The sequence below is a fragment of the Neisseria sp. P0001.S005 genome, from assembly GCF_051963715.1.
On sequence record NZ_JBQCTZ010000056.1, the window covers coordinates 1 to 18,962 of the forward strand.

The 18,962-nt window shown below is 50.5% G+C and carries 17 protein-coding genes; 3 read left to right on the plus strand and 14 right to left on the minus strand.

The window, feature by feature from the left end; translation table 11 throughout:
• The 3 genes from argC to ACTHSP_RS09020 all read right to left on the minus strand — a co-directional run.
• Window positions 1-752, minus strand: a 752-nt coding sequence (gene argC, locus ACTHSP_RS09010; protein WP_440345989.1) for an N-acetyl-gamma-glutamyl-phosphate reductase, incomplete at its 3' end; no start/stop codon positions are given.
• Between the two features lie 427 nt (window positions 753-1,179).
• Window positions 1,180-2,901: an ABC transporter ATP-binding protein/permease gene (locus ACTHSP_RS09015; protein ID WP_440345990.1), complete on the minus strand. Its 1,722-nt coding sequence runs from the start codon at window positions 2,899-2,901 to the stop codon at window positions 1,180-1,182.
• A 138-nt stretch (window positions 2,902-3,039) separates the two neighbouring features.
• On the minus strand, window positions 3,040-5,247 hold the full coding sequence (locus ACTHSP_RS09020) for a TonB-dependent siderophore receptor (RefSeq protein WP_371464827.1): 2,208 nt from the start codon (window positions 5,245-5,247) through the stop codon (window positions 3,040-3,042).
• 561 nt (window positions 5,248-5,808) lie between these two features.
• On the opposite strand from ACTHSP_RS09020, the gene serB reads away from it, so the two are divergent.
• Window positions 5,809-6,639, plus strand: coding sequence for a phosphoserine phosphatase SerB (gene serB / locus ACTHSP_RS09025; protein ID WP_049351117.1), 831 nt, complete (start codon window positions 5,809-5,811; stop codon window positions 6,637-6,639).
• A 71-nt stretch (window positions 6,640-6,710) separates the two neighbouring features.
• Here the strand turns inward: serB and lpxH are convergent, their stop codons facing one another.
• The 6 genes from lpxH to rpsT all read right to left on the minus strand — a co-directional run bounded on the left by lpxH (window position 6,711) and on the right by rpsT (window position 13,502).
• Complete coding sequence (gene lpxH, locus ACTHSP_RS09030) at window positions 6,711-7,421, minus strand: UDP-2,3-diacylglucosamine diphosphatase (protein ID WP_440345995.1); 711 nt, start codon at window positions 7,419-7,421, stop codon at window positions 6,711-6,713.
• Window positions 7,422-7,574: 153 nt separating this feature from the next.
• A complete protein-coding gene (locus ACTHSP_RS09035; RefSeq protein ID WP_049351119.1) occupies window positions 7,575-8,960 on the minus strand; it encodes a PIG-L deacetylase family protein in 1,386 nt (461 codons plus the stop codon).
• Between the two features lie 241 nt (window positions 8,961-9,201).
• The gene (gene aspS, locus ACTHSP_RS09040; RefSeq protein WP_049351120.1) at window positions 9,202-11,010 is read right to left on the minus strand and encodes an aspartate--tRNA ligase; all 1,809 of its coding nucleotides are present in this window, start codon (window positions 11,008-11,010) and stop codon (window positions 9,202-9,204) included.
• Window positions 11,011-11,074: 64 nt separating this feature from the next.
• A complete protein-coding gene (locus tag ACTHSP_RS09045; RefSeq protein WP_049351152.1) occupies window positions 11,075-11,776 on the minus strand; it encodes a DUF502 domain-containing protein in 702 nt (233 codons plus the stop codon).
• 151 nt (window positions 11,777-11,927) lie between these two features.
• Entirely contained in the window at window positions 11,928-13,070 is a 1,143-nt protein-coding gene (locus ACTHSP_RS09050) for a phospholipase A (protein WP_049351121.1), read from the minus strand.
• 168 nt (window positions 13,071-13,238) lie between these two features.
• Window positions 13,239-13,502 carry a 30S ribosomal protein S20 gene (gene rpsT, locus ACTHSP_RS09055; RefSeq protein ID WP_002212556.1) on the minus strand — a complete coding sequence of 88 codons (264 nt, stop codon included), beginning with the start codon at window positions 13,500-13,502 and terminating at the stop codon, window positions 13,239-13,241.
• A gap of 308 nt (window positions 13,503-13,810) precedes the next feature.
• On the opposite strand from rpsT, the gene ACTHSP_RS09060 reads away from it, so the two are divergent.
• Window positions 13,811-14,953, plus strand: a complete 1,143-nt coding sequence (locus tag ACTHSP_RS09060; protein ID WP_137041143.1) for an extracellular solute-binding protein — start codon at window positions 13,811-13,813, stop codon at window positions 14,951-14,953.
• A 70-nt stretch (window positions 14,954-15,023) separates the two neighbouring features.
• On the opposite strand, the gene ACTHSP_RS09065 is transcribed toward ACTHSP_RS09060, so the two are convergent.
• Window positions 15,024-15,455 (minus strand): EamA family transporter, encoded by a 432-nt coding sequence (locus ACTHSP_RS09065; RefSeq protein WP_063076147.1) that lies wholly within the window; start codon window positions 15,453-15,455, stop codon window positions 15,024-15,026.
• Between the two features lie 179 nt (window positions 15,456-15,634).
• Here ACTHSP_RS09065 and ACTHSP_RS09070 point away from each other — a divergent pair, with 179 nt between their 5' ends.
• Entirely contained in the window at window positions 15,635-17,311 is a 1,677-nt protein-coding gene (locus ACTHSP_RS09070) for a formate--tetrahydrofolate ligase (protein ID WP_440345991.1), read from the plus strand.
• 59 nt (window positions 17,312-17,370) lie between these two features.
• On the opposite strand, the gene ACTHSP_RS09075 is transcribed toward ACTHSP_RS09070, so the two are convergent.
• The 4 genes from ACTHSP_RS09075 to ACTHSP_RS09090 all read right to left on the minus strand — a co-directional run.
• On the minus strand, window positions 17,371-17,613 hold the full coding sequence (locus ACTHSP_RS09075) for a hypothetical protein (protein WP_283126945.1): 243 nt from the start codon (window positions 17,611-17,613) through the stop codon (window positions 17,371-17,373).
• A complete protein-coding gene (locus ACTHSP_RS09080; protein WP_440345992.1) occupies window positions 17,577-18,071 on the minus strand; it encodes a hypothetical protein in 495 nt (164 codons plus the stop codon). The genes ACTHSP_RS09075 and ACTHSP_RS09080 overlap by 37 nt, the downstream gene beginning before the upstream one ends.
• Before the next feature lie 22 nt (window positions 18,072-18,093).
• Complete coding sequence (locus ACTHSP_RS09085; protein WP_440345993.1) at window positions 18,094-18,300, minus strand: glycosyltransferase family 2 protein; 207 nt, start codon at window positions 18,298-18,300, stop codon at window positions 18,094-18,096.
• Window positions 18,301-18,428: 128 nt separating this feature from the next.
• Window positions 18,429-18,962: class II fructose-bisphosphate aldolase (locus tag ACTHSP_RS09090; protein ID WP_440345994.1), on the minus strand; the 534-nt coding region annotated here is incomplete at its 5' end.

Below are 18,962 nucleotides of genomic sequence, written 5' to 3' on the forward strand. Positions count from 1 at the left end.
TACAGGGTGGCGTGCATGCCGCGTATCATCGGAACAAGGTGTGGCACGAAAATCAGGCCGTCTGAAACATGGTCTTGCAGTCCGGACAGGGTTTGTCGGATTTCAGGCAGATGGCGGTGGCCGCCGACGCCATAGGCTTTGAAGTTGTCGCCTGCTTCGCACAACAGGGCGTGGGTGCTGGCTTTGCGGCCTGCACCGGAAACACCGGATTTACAGTCGGCAATCAGAGGAGCGTTGGCTTTCAGACGGCCAGCCTGAAGCAGCGGCAATAAGGGCAGGGAAACGCAGGTAGGGTAACAACCTGGATTGGCCACCAGCATGGTTTTAGCGATGTCGTCTTTGTGAAGTTCGCACAAACCGTACACTGCTTGGGAAACGAGTTGCGGCGCGGCATGGGTCATTTTGTACCATTTTTCCCATGTGGGGATGTCGCGGATGCGGAAGTCGGCAGACAGGTCAATTACACGTACGCCTTTTTCCACAAGGGCCGGTGCTTCTTTCATGGCTACGCCGTTGGGCGTAGCGAAGAATACGAGGTCGCAACGGTCAAGTCCGGCATCCTCGGGCGTTTGGAATGAAAGGTCGTGAATGCCGCGCAGGCTGGGGAAGTAGTCGGCAACCGCAATACCGGCTTCGCTTCGGCTGGTGACGGCCGTGACTTCTGTGTTGGGGTGGCTGCTGAGCAGACGTAACAATTCAACGCCTGTGTAACCGGTTGCACCGACGATACCAATTTTAATTTTTGTGGTCATGGTGTGGCTCCTTTGTAGGGTAACAATGCGTTTGATTATATAGTAATTAATTGCCGTCGGTCAGCGGTGCTTGTGCCAAGCTTTGCAATAGAGGGTTAAACAGGCCGTCTGAAATATGGGATTGACGATATTGGAGAGAGGATTTCAGACGACCTAAAAGTTTGGGAAAACGTGGTTTGAGGTTTTATTTGACTATGGCTTTGAGATTGGCGTTTTTTATTTATAGTCAATCCCTTATAAAGATTATAGGCCTCATGTTTTTAAAACCTTTTATATTCCGTCTTTATCCTATTCATACAAACACAAAAAAAATGCCCCCGGGTTGGAGAACCGGAGGCAAGTATCCAAGGAGTAGCTCTCATCAATAAGAACTAGTTACTTGGTACTATATACCTTGTTGGGATCGAAAGCAAGCATTTTGCACATTTTAACATTTAAATAATTTTTCATTCAAATTCAGAGAGCTATCAAACAGGGCTTGAATCTTGGGTTGGTGGCTGATGCCGATGACCAAAGTATCGGGCAAATGTTGCTTGAGGGTCTGCATCAACATCAGGGCGGATTCATCATCGAGCTGGTTGGTGGCTTCATCTAGGAACAGGATTTGCGGTTTGTGCAGCAGTGTGCGGGCGAGGCTGAGGCGTTGCTGTTCGCCGCCGGAAAGGATGCCGTGCCATTCGTATGAAGTGTCCAAATCGTTCATCAACGTGTGCAACCTACCCGTGGGGCTGCTTAAGCCGACTTGTTCCAAAACGGTTTGAATCAAATGGTCGTCTTGGCAGGCCGTATAAGGGTAGCTGACAGTTTGACGCAATGTGTCCGCAGGCAGGTAAGGGCGTTGGGGAAGAAAGAGGAGGCTGCCGTCGAGGGCGAAGCTGCCTTGGTAATACGGCCACAAGCCTGCGAGGGTGCGCAACAGGGTGGATTTGCCGATGCCGCTTCTGCCTTCGAGCAATACCCATTCAGGGGCGTGGGCTTCGAGGTTGATGTCGGTGAGCAGGGGGCTGCCGGTTTGGGTGTGGACGGTGAGGTTTTGCAGGACGAGTATGCCGCTTTGGCGGTGGTTGTTTAAAGTCAGGGCGGGTGCTGGGCGGGCGGCGCTTCTGCCTTCCTGCTCTACTTGTTCCAATGCCGTCTGAAAACCGGAGAGGCGTTCGACGACTGCCGCCCATTCGATGAGGCGGCGGTAGGAGTCGGTAAACCAGCCGAAGCTGTCTTGGACGCGGGCAAACGATGTGCGGGTCTGCATCATGTCGCCGAAGGTCATGGTTTTGGCGAGGTACATGGGCAGGGTGGCGAGGATGGGGATGAAGATGCTGATGCGCACGTAGGTCGCCCAGAAGGTTTCTTGGCGGAATTCGCAGTTGGTGAGCCGCCGCCAGTTGTCGCGGATGCGGAGGTAACGCTGTTTCAGACGGCCTGTTTCGGCTTCGCCGCCGTTGTAGAAGGCGATTTGTTCGGCATGGTCGCGTACGCGTAAAAGGGCTGCGCGGTAGTCGGCTTCGCGATGCTGGCGGTCAATGTTGAGGTTTTTGAGTTTGCGGCCGACAAGATGGGCGATGACGGTGCTGAAGATGGAATAAATCAGTGCAACCCAAACAAGATAGCCGTAAACAGTAATGCTGTATCCGCCGATGTTGAAAGTCTGTACGCCGGAGAGCGTCCACAATACGGCGACAAACGCGCTGAATTTGGCAATATTATTGATGAAGGAGCGAAAGAGGCTGATGCTTTTGTCGGCAAGCAGGTAGATGTCTTCGGCGATACGTTGGTCGGGGTTGTCCGGTTCGCCTGTCAGGCGCAGGCGGTAGTGTTTGTGGCCTTCGAGCCAGTTTTTTTGAAATTGCTCGGTCAGATGGGTGCGCCAGCGGAAGATGAGGCGTTTTTGCAGCCAGTCGCCGCAGACGATGCAGCCGATAACCATCGCCATATAGCCGAGGTATTCGACAATGAGCGAAGGCATGGATGCGCCGTCAAACGCGGCCAGCGCGTCGTAGAAGCGTTTGTCCCACGCGGCAATCCAAACGCTGATGGTAATAGAGAATAGGGTAAACCCTATCAAAACGGCGAGCATCAGCCATTGGAGGCGACCGTGTGTCCCCGACCAAAAAGGGCGGGCAAGGTAAAAGAATTTTTTGAGCGTATTCATGATGAATGCTTGTAAATGTGCGTGATAGGCCGTCTGAAAACAGAATTTTGTTTTCAGACGGCCTTGTTTATAAGCAATGATTGGTTTTTATATGCTTTTGAAGAGTGGAGGGCAATCCACTCCCGATTTGCCGCTATTTTACATTTTCCATTTCAGGCTGAACACGGCATTGCGCGGTTCGCCGTAGAAGTTGCCGCTGTTGGCGGCACGGCTGTATTGGTTTTCGTAGTAGCGTTTGTCGGTCAGGTTGTTGACTGCCAGCCCCAGTTGCAGGTTTTTGCTCGGGCGGTATTGGACGTTGGTATTCCAAACCGTGTAGCCGCCTTGCTTGATGGAACCGTAGGAATTGGCGGTTTTGCTGCTGCTCTTTACCCCCAACCCGACCGTCCATTTGCCGTCATCAATCGGCAGGATATAGCTGGTGTAGAGGCGGAACATATGTTTCGGCGTATGGCTGCTGAAGTTGTAGCCTTTTCGGCGAGATTCAACATTGCCGGTAACGCTGTTGCGGTTGGTGCTGCGGTTGAAGGTGTAGCCTGCGTAAACTTGCCAACGGTCGGTCAGGCTGCCAGAGATTTCGGCGTCCAAGCCGCGGCTGCTTTGGTTGAGCGGTTCCCAATAGGCGTGCGGTTTGGCATTGACGCGTTGGTTGTTGTTGTCTTTGTCGGTGCGGTAGAGGGCGACGGAAGTATTCAGACGGCCTTCGTTCCATTCGCCTTTCCAGCCGAGTTCGTAGTTGCGTCCCATAATCGGAGGTAGCAGGTTGTCGTTGTAGTCGCGGTTCATCGTTTGTTTGAAGATGGATGTATAGGCGGCGTAAACGCTTTGTTTAGGTGTGATGTCGTAAGTGATGCCGGCATAAGGAACGAAGCGGTTGCGTTTGAGCGAGTCTGATGAACCTGCTACCCCGTCTTTGAGGTTGCGATCCCAATAGAAGTCGCGTTTCCAGCTGGTATAGCGTCCGCCTGCGATAATGTGTAGTTTGTCGGTAGGATTGATGCGCGCGCCCAAACCAAAGGCATGGGTAGTATAACGGCCGTCACCGCCACGGGCTTTGGCTGTGGCAGAATCCCAATCAGGTTTGGCTTTCTCGCTGCCGTTAAAGGCATCTGCGTCATAGGTACTGCTGTCATCAAACCAGCGGTTGCTTGAGTTCACGTTCTCTTTGGAATAGCTGTGCATGAAGAAGAGATCGTGATTTTGGCCGAAAGCAAAGATGCGGCCGGTCAGGTTGTTTTGGAAAGTGAACTGGCGGTTGCCTGCATCGTAACGGTCGAAGCTGTATGTGGTTCCCAGGCCGTCTGTACCGATGCCGTTACCTGTGCCACCCAGCGTGTAATATTCTTTTGAACTGGTGTTCTTACGCCAGTCCAACTTGCTGCTCAGTTTCCAGTTGTCGTTGAAATAATGTTCAAATTCGGTAAAAAGATTGTATTTTTTCAGGCGGGCTTCGTTCCAATCCGCACCAAGATAGCGGCTGCGTTTCCACTCTTTGCCGTCTGCACGCATCGGCAGGCCGTCAGGATCGGGTGTTTCGGTTTGGTTGAGATAGCTTGCGCCCCAGGTAAGTTTGCTGTTGTCGCCGATGTCTTTGTCCATCACGCCATACAGAAGGAGGTCGCGGCCGCCGGATTGGTCTTTGAAGGTTTTGTTGCTGCCTACCGAGCCGACAAAACGACCGCGCAGGCCGTGTTCTTGGCTTAAGGTGCCGGATGCATCAAAGGTGCTGTTTACTTTGCCCCATGAGTTTGCCATCAAATCGGCGGAAAGTTGGCGTTTTGCAGTCGGCTTTTTGCGGACGGCGTTTACCGTGCCGCCGGGTTCGTTGTTTGCCTGTGTCAAACCTGCCGCACCGCGCACCACTTCAATGTGGTCGTACATGGCCATATCGGTTGCACTGGTCGGGTCGCCGGCTGGGCCGCCTAAGCCGAATCCGCCGGGAGAGCCGAGTTGCGTGGCAATGCCGTCTTCTTCAAACTGTTCGATAAAATAGCCACGCGACATGAAATGCGTGCGTCCGCCGCTTTTGAAAACATTGATACCCGTAGCGTTTTGCAATGCACCTTCTAAGTCGGTAATGCCTTGGTCTTCAATTTGTTTTTTAGTAATAACGCTGACAGATTGGGGAATTTCCCGCGGAGAGAGCACCAGCCCTGTGGTTGAGCGCAGGGCGGATACTGTGTAGCTGTTTTGGCTTTCAGTGCGCAGGCTTTTGTTTTTACCCACTACGGTAACTTGTTCCACTTCAGCCTGTTGTACTTCTTCGGCAGCTTGTGCGGCTTGGGGCAATGCGGCAAGGCAGAGGGTAAGTGTGCTCAGTTTGAATAGTTTTTCAGAATGATGCATTTGATGAGGTCCTTGATAAAGAAAGGTCTGTTTGTTTTTAAATATTGGCGGCAATATCCGTTTAAATTGAGCCGTTGTTTTTTATAAGCCGTTTTGTTTTAAAAATTAAATATAAGTCTCCGAATCATTTTATTTGATTCAATTTCGATTTTGCCAAACCATCGGGTCAAAAAAAGGTTGCCGCCGGAAAGGGAGCCGTTGGCAACGAATGAAGGTTGTAATGCAATGAAAGCTAGATATAAGGGGTAGTGCCAAACTAGCCATAAAGAACTATATCGAAACTGTAAGAAAAAGCAATAACAAGTTATCTGTTACTTGCAAAGTTTTTTAAACAGCTTGTCCTAAATCAAATTTTTGAATCATGACTTGTTTAGTTGATGCAGGGATTGGTATTGGTAGCTCTAGTTGAATTGTTTACAGGCCGTCTGAAAATTGCCGGGGTTGTTCGGCTATAATGCTGTTTTGGTTTTTTAAGGCCTTTGCAAAAATACGGTTTCGTTGTTTTAGGCTGAATGTGTACCCGATATGTTTGTAAAGGTCTTGGGGTATGAGGAGAATGAGATGAAGAAAGTTTTGGTGTTGCAACATGGGGATTTGGGCGCTTGCGACTGGTCGGCATTTGGCGGTTTAGTGTCTGCGCCATCAGGGAAGTCGGTGTTGCGTGTGCCGGTTGATGATGATTTTGAATTGACGGACGATATGCGTGCGGCGTTGATTGCGCAGCAGATAGATGGTGCGGTGTTGCCGGATGTGGCTTTTGCTGATTTGGGACTGATTGTCAGCGATATGGATTCGACGCTGATTACGATTGAGTGTGTGGATGAGATTGCGGCCGGTGTCGGGCTGAAAGATGAGGTGGCAGCGATTACGGAGCAGTCGATGCGCGGCGAGCTGGACTTTGAGCAGTCTTTGCGTAAGCGTGTGGCTTTGCTGGCCGGTTTGGACGAGCGCGTGTTGGAAGAGGTGTACGAGAATGTGTTGCAGCTTTCGCCGGGTGCGGAATTTTTGTTGGCAGAGTGCAAACGGAATGATGTGAAGTTTATGCTGGTGTCGGGCGGGTTTACGTTCTTTACGGAACGCCTGCAACGGCGTTTGGGCTTGGATTTCCATTTTGCGAATGTGTTGGAAGTGGAAAACGGCAAGCTGACAGGCCGTCTGAAAGGGCGGATTATCGATGCGCAGGCTAAGACGGATTTGTTGCGTGAATACCGTGAGTGTCTGGGTTTGGCTTCGTGGCAGGTGGTGGCGATGGGTGATGGTGCGAACGATATTCCGATGATACGGGAGGCGGGATTCGGCATTGCTTATCGGGCGAAACCGAAAACCGAGGCGAATGCGGATGCGTGTGTGCGCTTTGGTGGTTTGGAGCGGATACGCGGTTGGTTTGCGTAAACCGTTTGAGGATGTTTGTCAGTCAGGCCGTCTGAACAATCGGGAAACCGGTTTTCAGACGGTCTGATGTTTTATAAGGCGATAAAACGGTAGCCTTCGGCATCAACTTCGAGAATGGAGGCGTAATTATCGCGCCAGTCGCCGAGTACAATGCGGGTGTAATCGGCGTTGCGATGGATGTTTTCGCGGTGGGTATGGCCGTGGATGAGCAGGGGCGTGTGGAAGCGTTGGACGGTTTCGTGGGTAAAGGCTGGATTGACGTCCATGATGTCGGCGGTTTTGTGTTGTTTGTCCTGTTTGCTCTGCTTGCGGATTTTGGTGGCAATGTTCAGTCGGAGCGTGAGCGGCAGGAGCAGGAACAGGCGTTGCAGCCATTTTTGATGGACGGTACGGCGGAATTTTTGATAAGAATGGTCGTCGGTGCAGAGGGTGTCGCCGTGACAGAGTAGGGTGGGTGTGCCGAACAGGTCGATAACGGCGTACTCGGGCAGTAAGGTCATGCCGGTATCGCGGGCGAAGGTTTTGCCGATGAGGAAGTCGCGGTTGCCATGGATGAAATAGCAGGCAATGCTACGCTTGGTTAGGCTGAGGATGGTTTGTTTGATGGTTTGAACCAAAGGGCTGTTTTCGTCATCGCCGATCCAAAAATCGAAAAGGTCGCCAAGAATGTATACGGCTTGGGCGTGAACGGCTTTTTCTTGGATAAATTTTTGGAAGAGTGCGGTCAGCTGAGGATGGGATTCGCTCAGGTGCAAATCGGCGATGAAGTAAATCGGCATGATGATGTGGGACGTGTGGGAAGGGTTTTATTATAACTTGGGTTGTCGCTTTTGGATTTGGGCTTGGTGTTTTTCGTTTGTAATGCGGTGATTTTATTGTTTTGATTTGGTGTGATAAAGGCCGTCTGAAACATCTTTTCAGACGGCCTTTGTGGTTTATTGGGCTTTGCCCTGATAGGTGATTTGTTTCAGCGTCTCTTCTTGGTACAAGTCGCTGATGGGGACGGTATAGAAGAATTCGTTGCTGCGGACAAAGCGGTTGACCAAGTCTTTGTCGAGATGGAGGACGTGGTGTCGCAGTTTATTTAAGCCTTTGAATATCATGGTGCTCCAACGCATATAGCCGTCTGAATTAGGACGGATGTCGTTCATGGCGTCAAGGGCGAGAAGTTTGCGGTTTTGCTCTTCTTTATCCAAGGGATGGGAATAGATGCTTTGGAAGTAAAACGGTTGCTCGGAGGATGGCGGCAGGCTGAGGGAGGAACCTACTTTACCGATAGGGAAGTCGTCGCTCAGATAATGTATGGTGTGTAAAAACAGATTGCCGCGGCGGTAATCGATTTTGCGCAGGGCTTCGATGGCGGCCAGAGCAGTATGTTGGTGGTCGGGATGCACATCGATATTGGGAGACGGCGTCACGATAATATCCGGCTGGAACGTTTCTATCAGATAGCCAAGGTTGTCCACCAAGCTGTTCCAAGTCGAGCCGGGCTTGAGATGTTTCGCCAATGGGGAGGTATTGGCACTGCGGAAAATATCGACATCGGTCGTATCGATTTTGGTCGATTTAATCTCTTTTTCCGGATTTTGGCGCATGGCGGTCAATGTGCTGTCGAAGTAGCCCAGTTGCAGGATGTTTTCAGACGGCACACCGGCCAAAATGGGCACGGTCAGGCTGTTCCAAACGCGCATCCTGCCTTTTTGCAGATATTGTGCCTGAGTGTCGCAGTCGCATGTGCTGTAAAGATTGCCATAGTGGAAGCTGCCGCCTTCGCTGGCAGTTAAGGTGCAGATCATTGAATTGGCGGCGTGTTTTTCATACAAACCGTATGCGCTTAATTCGGCATCGTCAGCATGAGGCGCGAGGACAAGGATTTTTTTGCCGTCGAGGTTTTCACGCGGATAAACAGAGAGTTCGATTTCTTGATCAGGCAAGGATAGGTATTTGCCTTCCAAGCGGATGGTTTTGTCGTTGTCAGAGAAGGTATCACTCAGATTGATATAGCGCACGCCTTTTGCGCCGTATTCGAAATATTGCTTCCATTTTCCCTTAGATGAAATGGTTTCAACAAAAGGCAATACCAGCAATCCTGCCCAAGTGGATTTGATACGGAGTTTGGCAATAACGGTATCTTGCCCGCGGATAGTGGCGGGCAAAGTCAGGCTGCCACCCTTGAGGGTAGCATGCGCGGTAGAGGGGAGGGAGGGATAGTTATAGTCTTGGTGTGTGTTGTAGGCAAACTGTTTTTTATGAACAATTGAAGTAATAATAAACAATGTAACAAAAAAAGTCAGTATCAGCCCCGTTAGTATTAGAAACATTGTCAGGTTCCTTTATTGTATAACAGCTATGATATTGCTTGCGAAGACTATTTGTTTGTTTTTATTACAAACGGTTAATTTTCACACTCTAACGTCATTAAAGTAAACGTTTAAAATAAAACAGTTTGCGGTTGATTATATATATATAAACGACCAAAATGTAGAAAGGCCGTCTGAAAAATTTGAAAGAAATTTCAAATTTTTCAGACGGCCTTGATATTTTAAAGGTTAAGCCGGTAAATTATGCTTCTTTTGTTTCAACTGCTTTCTGACGCAGGCGCAAGCTCAATTCGCGCAACTGTTTGTCGTCCACCGCATTTGGCGCGTTGGTCAACAGGCATTGGGCGCGTTGGGTTTTCGGGAAGGCAATCACGTCGCGGATGGATTCGGCGCCGGTCATCAGCGTCACCAGACGGTCAAGGCCGAACGCCAAACCGCCGTGCGGAGGCGCGCCGAATTTCAGGTTGTCCAAGAGGAAGCCGAATTTTTCCTGTTGCTCTTCGGGGCTGATTTTCAGTGCGGCGAACACTTTTTCCTGTACGTCGGCACGGTGGATACGGATAGAGCCGCCGCCGATTTCCCAGCCGTTTAACACCATATCGTAGGCGCGTGCCAGGCAGTTTTCAGGATCGGTCGCCATCAGGTCTTCATGACCGGGCTTGGGCGAGGTGAACGGATGGTGCATGGCTGCCCAGCGGTCGCCGTCTTCGTCGTATTCGAACATCGGGAAATCCACCACCCACAGCGGTTTCCATTCGTCCACGAAGTAGCCGTTTTCCGCGCCGTGTTCCAAGCCGACTTTGATACGCAGTGCGCCGATGGCTTCGTTCACGACTTTGGCTTTGTCTGCGCCGAAGAAGATGATGTCGCCGTTTTGCGCGCCAGTACGTGCAATGATTTCTTTCAGGGCGTTTTCAGACAGGAATTTCACGATTGGAGATTGCAGGCCGCTGTCTTCGCCGTTGGAAAGGTTGCTGACATCGTTCACTTTGATGTACGCCAAACCTTTCGCGCCGTAGATGCCGACAAATTTGGTGTATTCGTCGATTTCTTTGCGGCTGAATTTCGCGCCGTTCGGTACGCGCAGGGCAACCACGCGACCGCCTTTCATGTCGGCTGCGCCACGGAAGACTTTGAATTCTTCCGTTTTCATCAGGTCGGTCAGCTCGGTGAATTTCAGGCTGATGCGCATATCGGGTTTGTCGGAGCCGTAGTAGAACATGGCTTCCGAGTAAGGCATACGCGGGAAATCGCCCAAATCCACGCCCAGCGCGTCTTGGAAGACTTGTTTTGCCATGCCTTCGGTGATGTCCATGATTTCATCCTCGTTCAAGAACGAGGTTTCCAAGTCGATTTGGGTGAATTCGGGCTGGCGGTCGGCACGCAGGTCTTCGTCGCGGAAGCACTTGGTGATTTGGTAGTAACGGTCGAAACCTGCCACCATCAACAGTTGTTTGAACAATTGCGGCGATTGCGGCAGAGCGAAAAACTCACCCGGATGAACGCGGCTCGGCACGAGATAGTCGCGCGCGCCTTCAGGCGTGGAGCGGGTCAGCATCGGCGTTTCGATGTCGATGAAGCCTTGCGCATCCAAATAACGGCGAACACCCATAGCGACTTGATAACGCAGGCGCAGGTTGCGCTGCATCACCGGACGGCGCAGGTCGATAACGCGGTTGGTCAGGCGCACGTTTTCGCTGATGTTTTCGTCGTCAATTTGGAACGGCGGCGTCGCAGCGGCGTTCAACACTTCGATTTCTTTGGCAAGGATTTCGATTTTGCCGGAAATCATTTTGTCGTTGGTCGTACCTTCGGGACGGTTACGCACACGGCCGGTAATGCTCAAAACGTATTCGTTGCGGGCGGAATCGGCAGTGGCAAACGCTTCGGGCGTATCGGGGTCAATTACGACTTGGACGATGCCTTCGCGGTCGCGCAAGTCGATAAAAATCACACCGCCGTGGTCGCGCCGGCGGTGTACCCAGCCTTTGACGGTTACGGTTTGGTCTAAATATTGCTCGCTGATTAGGCCGCAATAGTTGGTACGCATAAAATCACCTTTTTATATTGTTCAATTTGAAAAAGAAGGAAAGGCCGTCTGAAAAAAGAAGACCTTAATTGTTATGTTCGGTATCACCGTCTTCAGACGGCTTTTGGGCGGGTAGGACTTTAACCGGTAAGTCGTCCGGCATTACCATGCCCAGCGAAATTACATATTTCAATGCCTGATCCACACTCATGTTCAGCTCGCGAACGTCGCTTTTTTTAACCATGATGTAATAGCCGCCAGTCGGGTTGGGCGTGGTTGGGACGTAAACGGAAATATAGTCGTCATCTTGCGGCAGGCTGCCTTTGAGTTTGTCGGGGATATAGCCAGAAACAAAGGCTATCGTCCAAATGCCCGGTTGCGGAAAGGGAACCAGTACGGGGGTTTTGAACGAGCGACTGCTGTCGGAGAGCAGGGATTCGGAAACTTTTTTAACGCTGGAGTAGATGGATTTGACGACGGGAATGCGTCCCAAAAGGCTGTCCCATGCGCCGAGAATCCTTCTGCCTAAAACGTTGGCGGCAAATACGCCGGTAACGAACAAGACGACGGTGGCGGCAACAATGCCCAAACCGGGTATGTTGAATCCCCAGAAATGCTGGGGCTGCCAGCTTTCCGGCAATAGGCTGATCAGCCTGTCGGCGGCGGATATAATGTAGGTCATCGCCCAGATGGTTACGGCAATCGGCAACCAAACCAGTACGCCTGTAATCAGGTATTTCTTTAAAGCCTTGGCGATTTTTCCGCTTTCGGCTGCGGCTTCTGTCATCTTTGTTTCATTCCGGCAAGTTTTGCCCAAACTTTGCATTATACGCGTTTGGGCGCTAGGAAACGAGTATTTTAAACGAATGGCTTGTTTTGTTTTATTGTTTCAGACGGCCACCTTGATTGCACAGGCCGTCTGAAACAATATGGGGGAATTAGATTCCGTCCCAGTCGTTGAACATCAGGCCGAAGCCGATGCCGTTTTGTTTGTGGTTGTAGTCAATCAGGCTTTCGCCGTAGCCGTGGAAACCGCGGACAACGCCTTTGAGTTTGCCTTTAATTGGGAAGGTATAAGCAGCTTCAACGGCACCACGTCCGCTTTTCGGGTTGTAACGCAGGACGGAATAAACATTTTGTTTGTCATTGAGGCGGTATTGGACTTTCAAGTCGCCGTAGCCCATGTATTTGTTGATGTCCGGATTGTCGTCGTCATCTCCTTTTTGGTCGAAGGCGCGCATCCAAACTCTAGGAATGACGGTCAGCTTGCCCCATTCCATGCCAGCCATGGCGTAAACGCGGTTCCATGAGCGGGATTCGGGGCGGCTTTGACCGTTGGACTGGTGAACAAAACCTGCGCCAACCATACGCAGTTTGCCGCCGAAAGGCAGGTCTGCTTTAACGGGTTGGGTAATGAAGATTTCGGGCTCGTAGTCGGTATTGCGGAACGGAGCGGATTTGCGGCCTTGGTTGAAGATTTGCCAGTCGGATTTTTGGGTGTAGCCAAACCATACGTCGGCACGGGTTTTGAATAAATCTTCAGCAATCTTGCTTTTGAAGGAAACCTGCATTTTGGTTTCGAGGCGTTTCTGCTCGCTGAATTTTTCCTGCGTGGTTACGCCGCGACTGGGGGATTCCGGGTAGTAGTTGGGGCTGCTGTTGTACCAAACGGGCATGAGGTACATAGGGTTGTGCTCGCGTACGCTCAACAGGCCGCGTATGTCGTTTTTATCCAAATCGTACATCAGGCTTAAAGGCGTGTAGCTGTCGGCAGTTTCGCTTAATACGTCGTCTGAAATATTCGGATGGGTAGGGTTGTCGAATACGATGGCAGCTTCTTTTTTCTCAATGCTCTTACGGACGCTTTGTTCGAGGTCAACCGGTGTTTTGGCGGTTTCGGTTTGCGCTTGCGGCAGTGGGGATTGAGGGGGAAGTTGCGCCGAGTAGATGTTGTCGTAACACGCCAAACGGGTGGCGTTGTCTTGAATGGTGGTGCAGTGTAGGGCGGCGGTATCGGCGGCGGCCAGTGGGGCGGCGGCAATGAATCCGATACTTAGGGAATGTTTCAACATCTTGTTCATGAGAGTTTCCGTTGTTTTTCAGACGGCCTGATGAAAGGGTAAATGGGTTTATTTAGTCGGTTTGGAGTGTTAATACGGCAATGCCCCTGAAAGGCAAGACCTCAGGGGCATCGTATCAGCTCGATTATCCTGCTTTGGTTGTCAGGATTTCCGGCATCTGCGTCAGTATTAAGCCAAAGCTTTTACTTTAGCAGACAGACGACTTTTATGACGGGCTGCTTTGTTTTTGTGGAATACGCCTTTGTCAGCGATGCGGTCGATGACTTTAACGGATTCTTGGTAAACTGCTTGAGCAGCAGCTTTGTCGCCGGCTTCAACTGCTTTCAACACTTTTTTCACAGCGGTACGGAATGCAGTACGCAGGCTGGCGTTGTGGGCGCGTTGTTTAACCGACTGGCGGGCACGTTTGCGGGCTTGTGCGCTGTTTGCCATATTGAATATCTCCTGAAAAATAAATTCTGTAAACGCGCAATTTTAAAGACAGATTTCCTTGTGTGCAAGCTTTTTCTCTATAAACGCGCGCAAATCAGCCGTATTTTGCCCAAAAACGACAACCGGTGCAACGCTTTTGGGAAAAAGATGATGTTGCTTTGCCTTATTTCAATAAAAATCAGATGGATATTGCTTTTCGTTTGCTTACGTTTCCATTACAATAGCCTAACTCTGCGCCGGGGTGTTTATGGGGTGCAGGGTTTCTTATTTATTGACATCAACCACTCTTTCATCAGGAATCTGCCCGTATGAAAAAATCTGTATTAGCCGTATTGGCCGCATTGTCTTTGGCCGCGTGCGGCGGTGGCGAGAAAAAAGCCGAGCAACCTCAAGCAGGCAGCGCGCCTGCTGCCAATGCCGAGGCAGCCGCTACCGATACTTTGAATATTTACAACTGGTCAAACTACGTTGACGAAAGTACAGTCGAAGACTTCAAAAAAGCCAACAATTTGAAGCTGACTTACGATTTGTATGAAAACAACGAAACGCTGGAAGCCAAAATGCTGACCGGCAAATCCGGCTATGACTTGGTTGTGCCCGGTATTGCCTTCCTGCCGCGCCAAATTGAGGCAGGCGCATACCAAAAAATCAATAAGGATCTGATTCCGAACTATAAAAACATCGACCCTGAATTGCTGAAGATGTTGGAAACCGCCGACCCGGGCAATCAATACGCCGTGCCTTACTTCTCCGGCGTGAACACTTTGGCGATTACGGCGAAGGGTAAAGAGCTTTTGGGCGGCAAGCTGCCTGAAAACGGCTGGGATTTGCTGTTTAAACCTGAATACACCAACAAGCTAAAATCTTGCGGCATCGCTTTGTGGGATACCCCGAGCGAAATGTTTCCAATTTTGTTGAACTACTTGGGTAAAGATCCTAAAGGCTCGAATCCTGAAGATTTGAAAGCGGCGGCAGAAGTTTTGAAAACCATCCGTCCTGACGTGAAGCGTTTCAGTCCTTCCATCATTGACGAATTGGCGCGCGGCGACATCTGCTTGGCGGCAGGTAACGGCGGCGATTTGAACTTGGCCAAAGCGCGTTCTGAAGAAGTGAAAAACAATGTCGGCATCGAAGTGTTGACTCCGAAAGGCATGGGCTTCTGGATCGAATCTTGGCTGATTCCGGCCGATGCGAAAAACGTCGTCAATGCCCACAAGTACATCAACTACACGCTGGATCCCGAAGTGGCTGCGAAAAACGGTATCGCCGTAACCTTCGCGCCGGCCAGCAAACCTGCACGCGAAAAAATGCCTGCCGAGTTGGTGAACACACGTTCTATTTTCCCGAACGAGCAAGATATGAAAGACGGTTTCGTCATGCCTCAAATGAGCGCAGATGCGAAAAAACTGTCTGTCAACTTGTGGCAAAAAATCAAAGTCGGTTCAAATTAATATTGAGCTGATTGTTTGAAGCGAAGGCCGTCTGAAATTTTTCAGACGGCCTTTTTTGATTTCCCAATCTTTATCGTTTCAAAGCCAAAGTCAATACGCCTGCGGTTACCAAGCCTAAGCCTACCCACTCCTGCGTGCTTGGCCGTTCGTCTAAGAAAACGACGGCCATCAGGGCGACTAAGACTAGGCTGAATTTGTCGACGGGTGCGACTTGCGAGGCGTTACCCAGTTGCAGGGCTTTGAAGTAGGCGAGCCAAGAAGCGCCGGTGGCGAGGCCGGATAGGATGAGGAATGTCCAGTTGCGGCCGGTAAAGCCGTTCACGCCCTGCCATTTGCCGGTGTAAGTTAAAAACAATACTAAAGCGGCGAGGATGACCAAGGTGCGGATAAAGGTGGCGAAATCTGAATCTATGCCCTGTAAACCCATTTTGGCGAAAATGGCAGTCAATGAGGCGAAGCCTGCCGATGCCAATGCCCAAAACAGCCATGCGTTGCTGCTCATGTTTTATTCCTTTGTTTCAAATTGTTGACAATATGAATCCGCTTGTTGATGAAATATCGAAATTTTCACTGCGGTTTGTCTTTGGAAAACGCTATAATAGAACTAATATTCTTTTTCTTCCAGCTGTCTTTAATTGTATTGTTTCAGACGGCCTTTCCCCCTCTCAATAAAGGAAAATCATGAGCTTCAAAACCGATGCTGAAATTGCCCAGTCTTCCACCATGCGCCCGATTGGTGAAATTGCCGCCAAGCTGGGTTTGAACGTTGACAACATCGAGCCCTATGGTCATTACAAAGCCAAAATCAATCCTGCCGAAGCATTCAAGCTGCCTCAAAAACAAGGCCGTCTGATTTTGGTTACCGCCATTAATCCGACTCCCACGGGTGAGGGTAAAACCACTGTAACCATTGGTTTGGCGGACGCATTGCGCCATATCGGCAAAGACTCGGTTATTGCCCTGCGCGAGCCTTCTTTGGGTCCGGTGTTCGGTGTTAAAGGCGGTGCGGCAGGCGGCGGCTATGCCCAAGTTTTGCCGATGGAAGACATCAATCTGCACTTCACCGGCGACTTCCACGCCATCGGTGCGGCGAATAACCTGCTCGCCGCCATGCTCGACAACCATATCTACCAAGGCAATGAATTGAATATCGATCCGAAACGCGTCCTGTGGCGTCGTGTGGTCGATATGAACGACCGCCAGTTGCGCAACATCATCGACGGCATGGGCAAACCTGTTGACGGGGTGATGCGTCCCGACGGTTTCGACATTACTGTTGCCTCCGAAGTCATGGCGGTATTCTGTCTTGCCAAAGACATCAGCGATTTGAAAGAGCGTTTGGGCAACATCCTTGTCGCCTACGCCAAAGACGGCAGCCCTGTTTATGCCAAAGATTTGAAAGCGAATGGCGCGATGGCGGCATTGCTCAAAGATGCGATTAAGCCTAATTTGGTACAAACCATCGAAGGCACTCCGGCATTTGTACACGGCGGTCCGTTCGCCAACATCGCCCATGGCTGTAACTCTGTAACGGCCACCCGTTTGGCGAAACACCTTGCCGATTATGCCGTAACCGAAGCAGGCTTCGGCGCGGATTTGGGTGCGGAAAAATTCTGTGACATCAAATGCCGCCTTGCCGGTTTGAAACCCGACGCAGCCGTCGTCGTCGCCACCGTCCGCGCCTTGAAATACAACGGCGGCGTGGAGCGTGCCAACCTCGGCGAAGAAAACCTCGAAGCCTTGGCAAAAGGTCTGCCCAACCTGCTGAAACACATTTCCAACCTGAAAAACGTATTCGGCCTGCCTGTGGTGGTTGCCATCAACCGCTTCGTGTCCGACTCCGATGCCGAATTGGCCATGATTGAAAAAGCTTGCGCGGAACACGGCGTTGAAGTTTCCCTGACCGAAGTATGGGGCAAAGGCGGCGCGGGCGGCGCAGATTTGGCACACAAAGTCGTTAATGCCATTGAAAACCAACCGAATAACTTCGGCTTTGCCTACAATGTTGAGTTGAGCATTAAAGACAAAATCCGTGCGATTGCCCAAAAAGTGTACGGCGCGGAAGATGTCGATTTCAGCGCAGAAGCGTCTGCCGAAATCTCCTCACTGGAAAAACTGGGCTTGGACAAAATGCCAGTCTGCATGGCGAAAACCCAATATTCTTTGAGCGACAACGCCAAACTCTTGGGCTGCCCTGAAGGCTTCCGCATTACCGTGCGCGGCATTACCGTTTCTTCCGGTGCGGGCTTCATCGTTGCGCTGTGCGGTAATATGATGAAAATGCCGGGTCTGCCGAAAGTTCCGGCTGCCGAGAAAATTGATGTAGACGCAGAAGGCGTAATTCACGGCTTGTTCTGATTTAGATTGAAATAGATAAAGGCCGTCTGAAACCGAGGTTTCAGACGGCCTTTTATGATTTAAGTGAATTTCAACCGGCTTTTTAAGAGATTGAAGAAATTGTCTATCATGCCGAACATTGTATTGCGGTCTTCGCCAAACAAGGAAATGCTGCGGTCTTTGCTGATTCTGTCATAAGCGGCAAAAATGGTTTTCAGCTCTTCAGTGGTTAAACGCAGTTGCTTTTCATGCAAGATTCGGCTTAAGAGGGTGACTTCTACTGGGTTCAATTCAGGGAAAAGGTGGCTGAACCACAATTCCATGGTGTATTGGACGGATCTGTTGATTTTGTCTCTTTTTTGCTTTCTTGAGCTGTGTGTATCCTGTAAGACAACAAAGACTCGGGCAGGTTGGCAAAGGTTTTGCCATGTAGGGCGCATTGCACCCACATATGGAAATCGGGCGCGGTTTCTGTCGCGGTGTAGTTTATCCCGAGGTTTTTAATGCTGTCGTGCCGCCACATGGTGGTGGGGTTGAACATGTTTTGAGCGGCTAAGGAGAGAAAGGCTTTAATGTCTTTGTCGAGCAGGGGGAGGTCGCTTAAAACGGGTTCTCTTCCGGTTTGGTCATCGAAAAAGATGGTGGCTTGGCTGCCGACAATATCAATTTCGAGATGGCTGTCTAAAAACTGAATCTGTTTTTCAAAACGATCCAAGGCGCAAATATCGTCCGCATCCATTCGTGCCACATATTCGACCTCTACGTCTTTGAGCATATCCATGGCAAATTGGCAGGCAAACGGCTCACCCCCTGTTTTCCGGAAGATGGAAAACCTGCAAACGTGAATCTTTAGCTGCGTAAGCCTCGAGGATTTCGCCGGTTTTGTCTGTTGAAGCATCGTTGATGACGATGACGAAAAAGTCGCGGAATGTTTGATTCAATACCGAATCCAAGCATTCGGGCAAATAAGCTTCGGCGCAATAGGCCGGCAAAATAACGGCGAGTTTCATGTTTGCTTTCGATGTGTTTTGATGTGTAGTCGGCGGAGGATTTTACTATAAATTTCCCAAAAGCTAAGGCCGTCTGAAACCTTATTTTCAAGTTTTCAGACGGCCTTAGTGTGAATCCGAGATACGGATTATTTAACGATTTGGTTCAATTCGCCTTTGGCGTATTTGGTTGCCATTTTTTCCAAAGAAATCGGTTTGATTTTGCCGGCCTGGCCTTCGCAACCGAATGCGAGGTAGCGGTCAAGACAGATGTGTTTCATGGCTTCGACGGTTTTGCTCAAGTATTTGCGCGGGTCGAATTCGGATGGGTTTTCTGCCATGAAGCGGCGGATGGCACCGGTAGAGGCGAGGCGCAAGTCGGTATCGATGTTGACTTTGCGCACGCCGTGTTTGATGCCTTCGACGATTTCTTCAACCGGTACGCCGTAGGTTTCACCGATTTTGCCGCCGTGTTCGTTGATGACTGTCAGCCATTCTTGCGGAACGGAGCTGGAGCCGTGCATCACGATGTGGGTGTTCGGCAGGGCTTGGTGGATTTCTTTGATGCGGTCGATACGCAATACATCGCCTGTGGGCGGACGGGTAAATTTGTATGCGCCGTGGCTGGTGCCGACGGCAATAGCCAATGCGTCAACGCCGGTATCTTTAACGAAACGTACGGC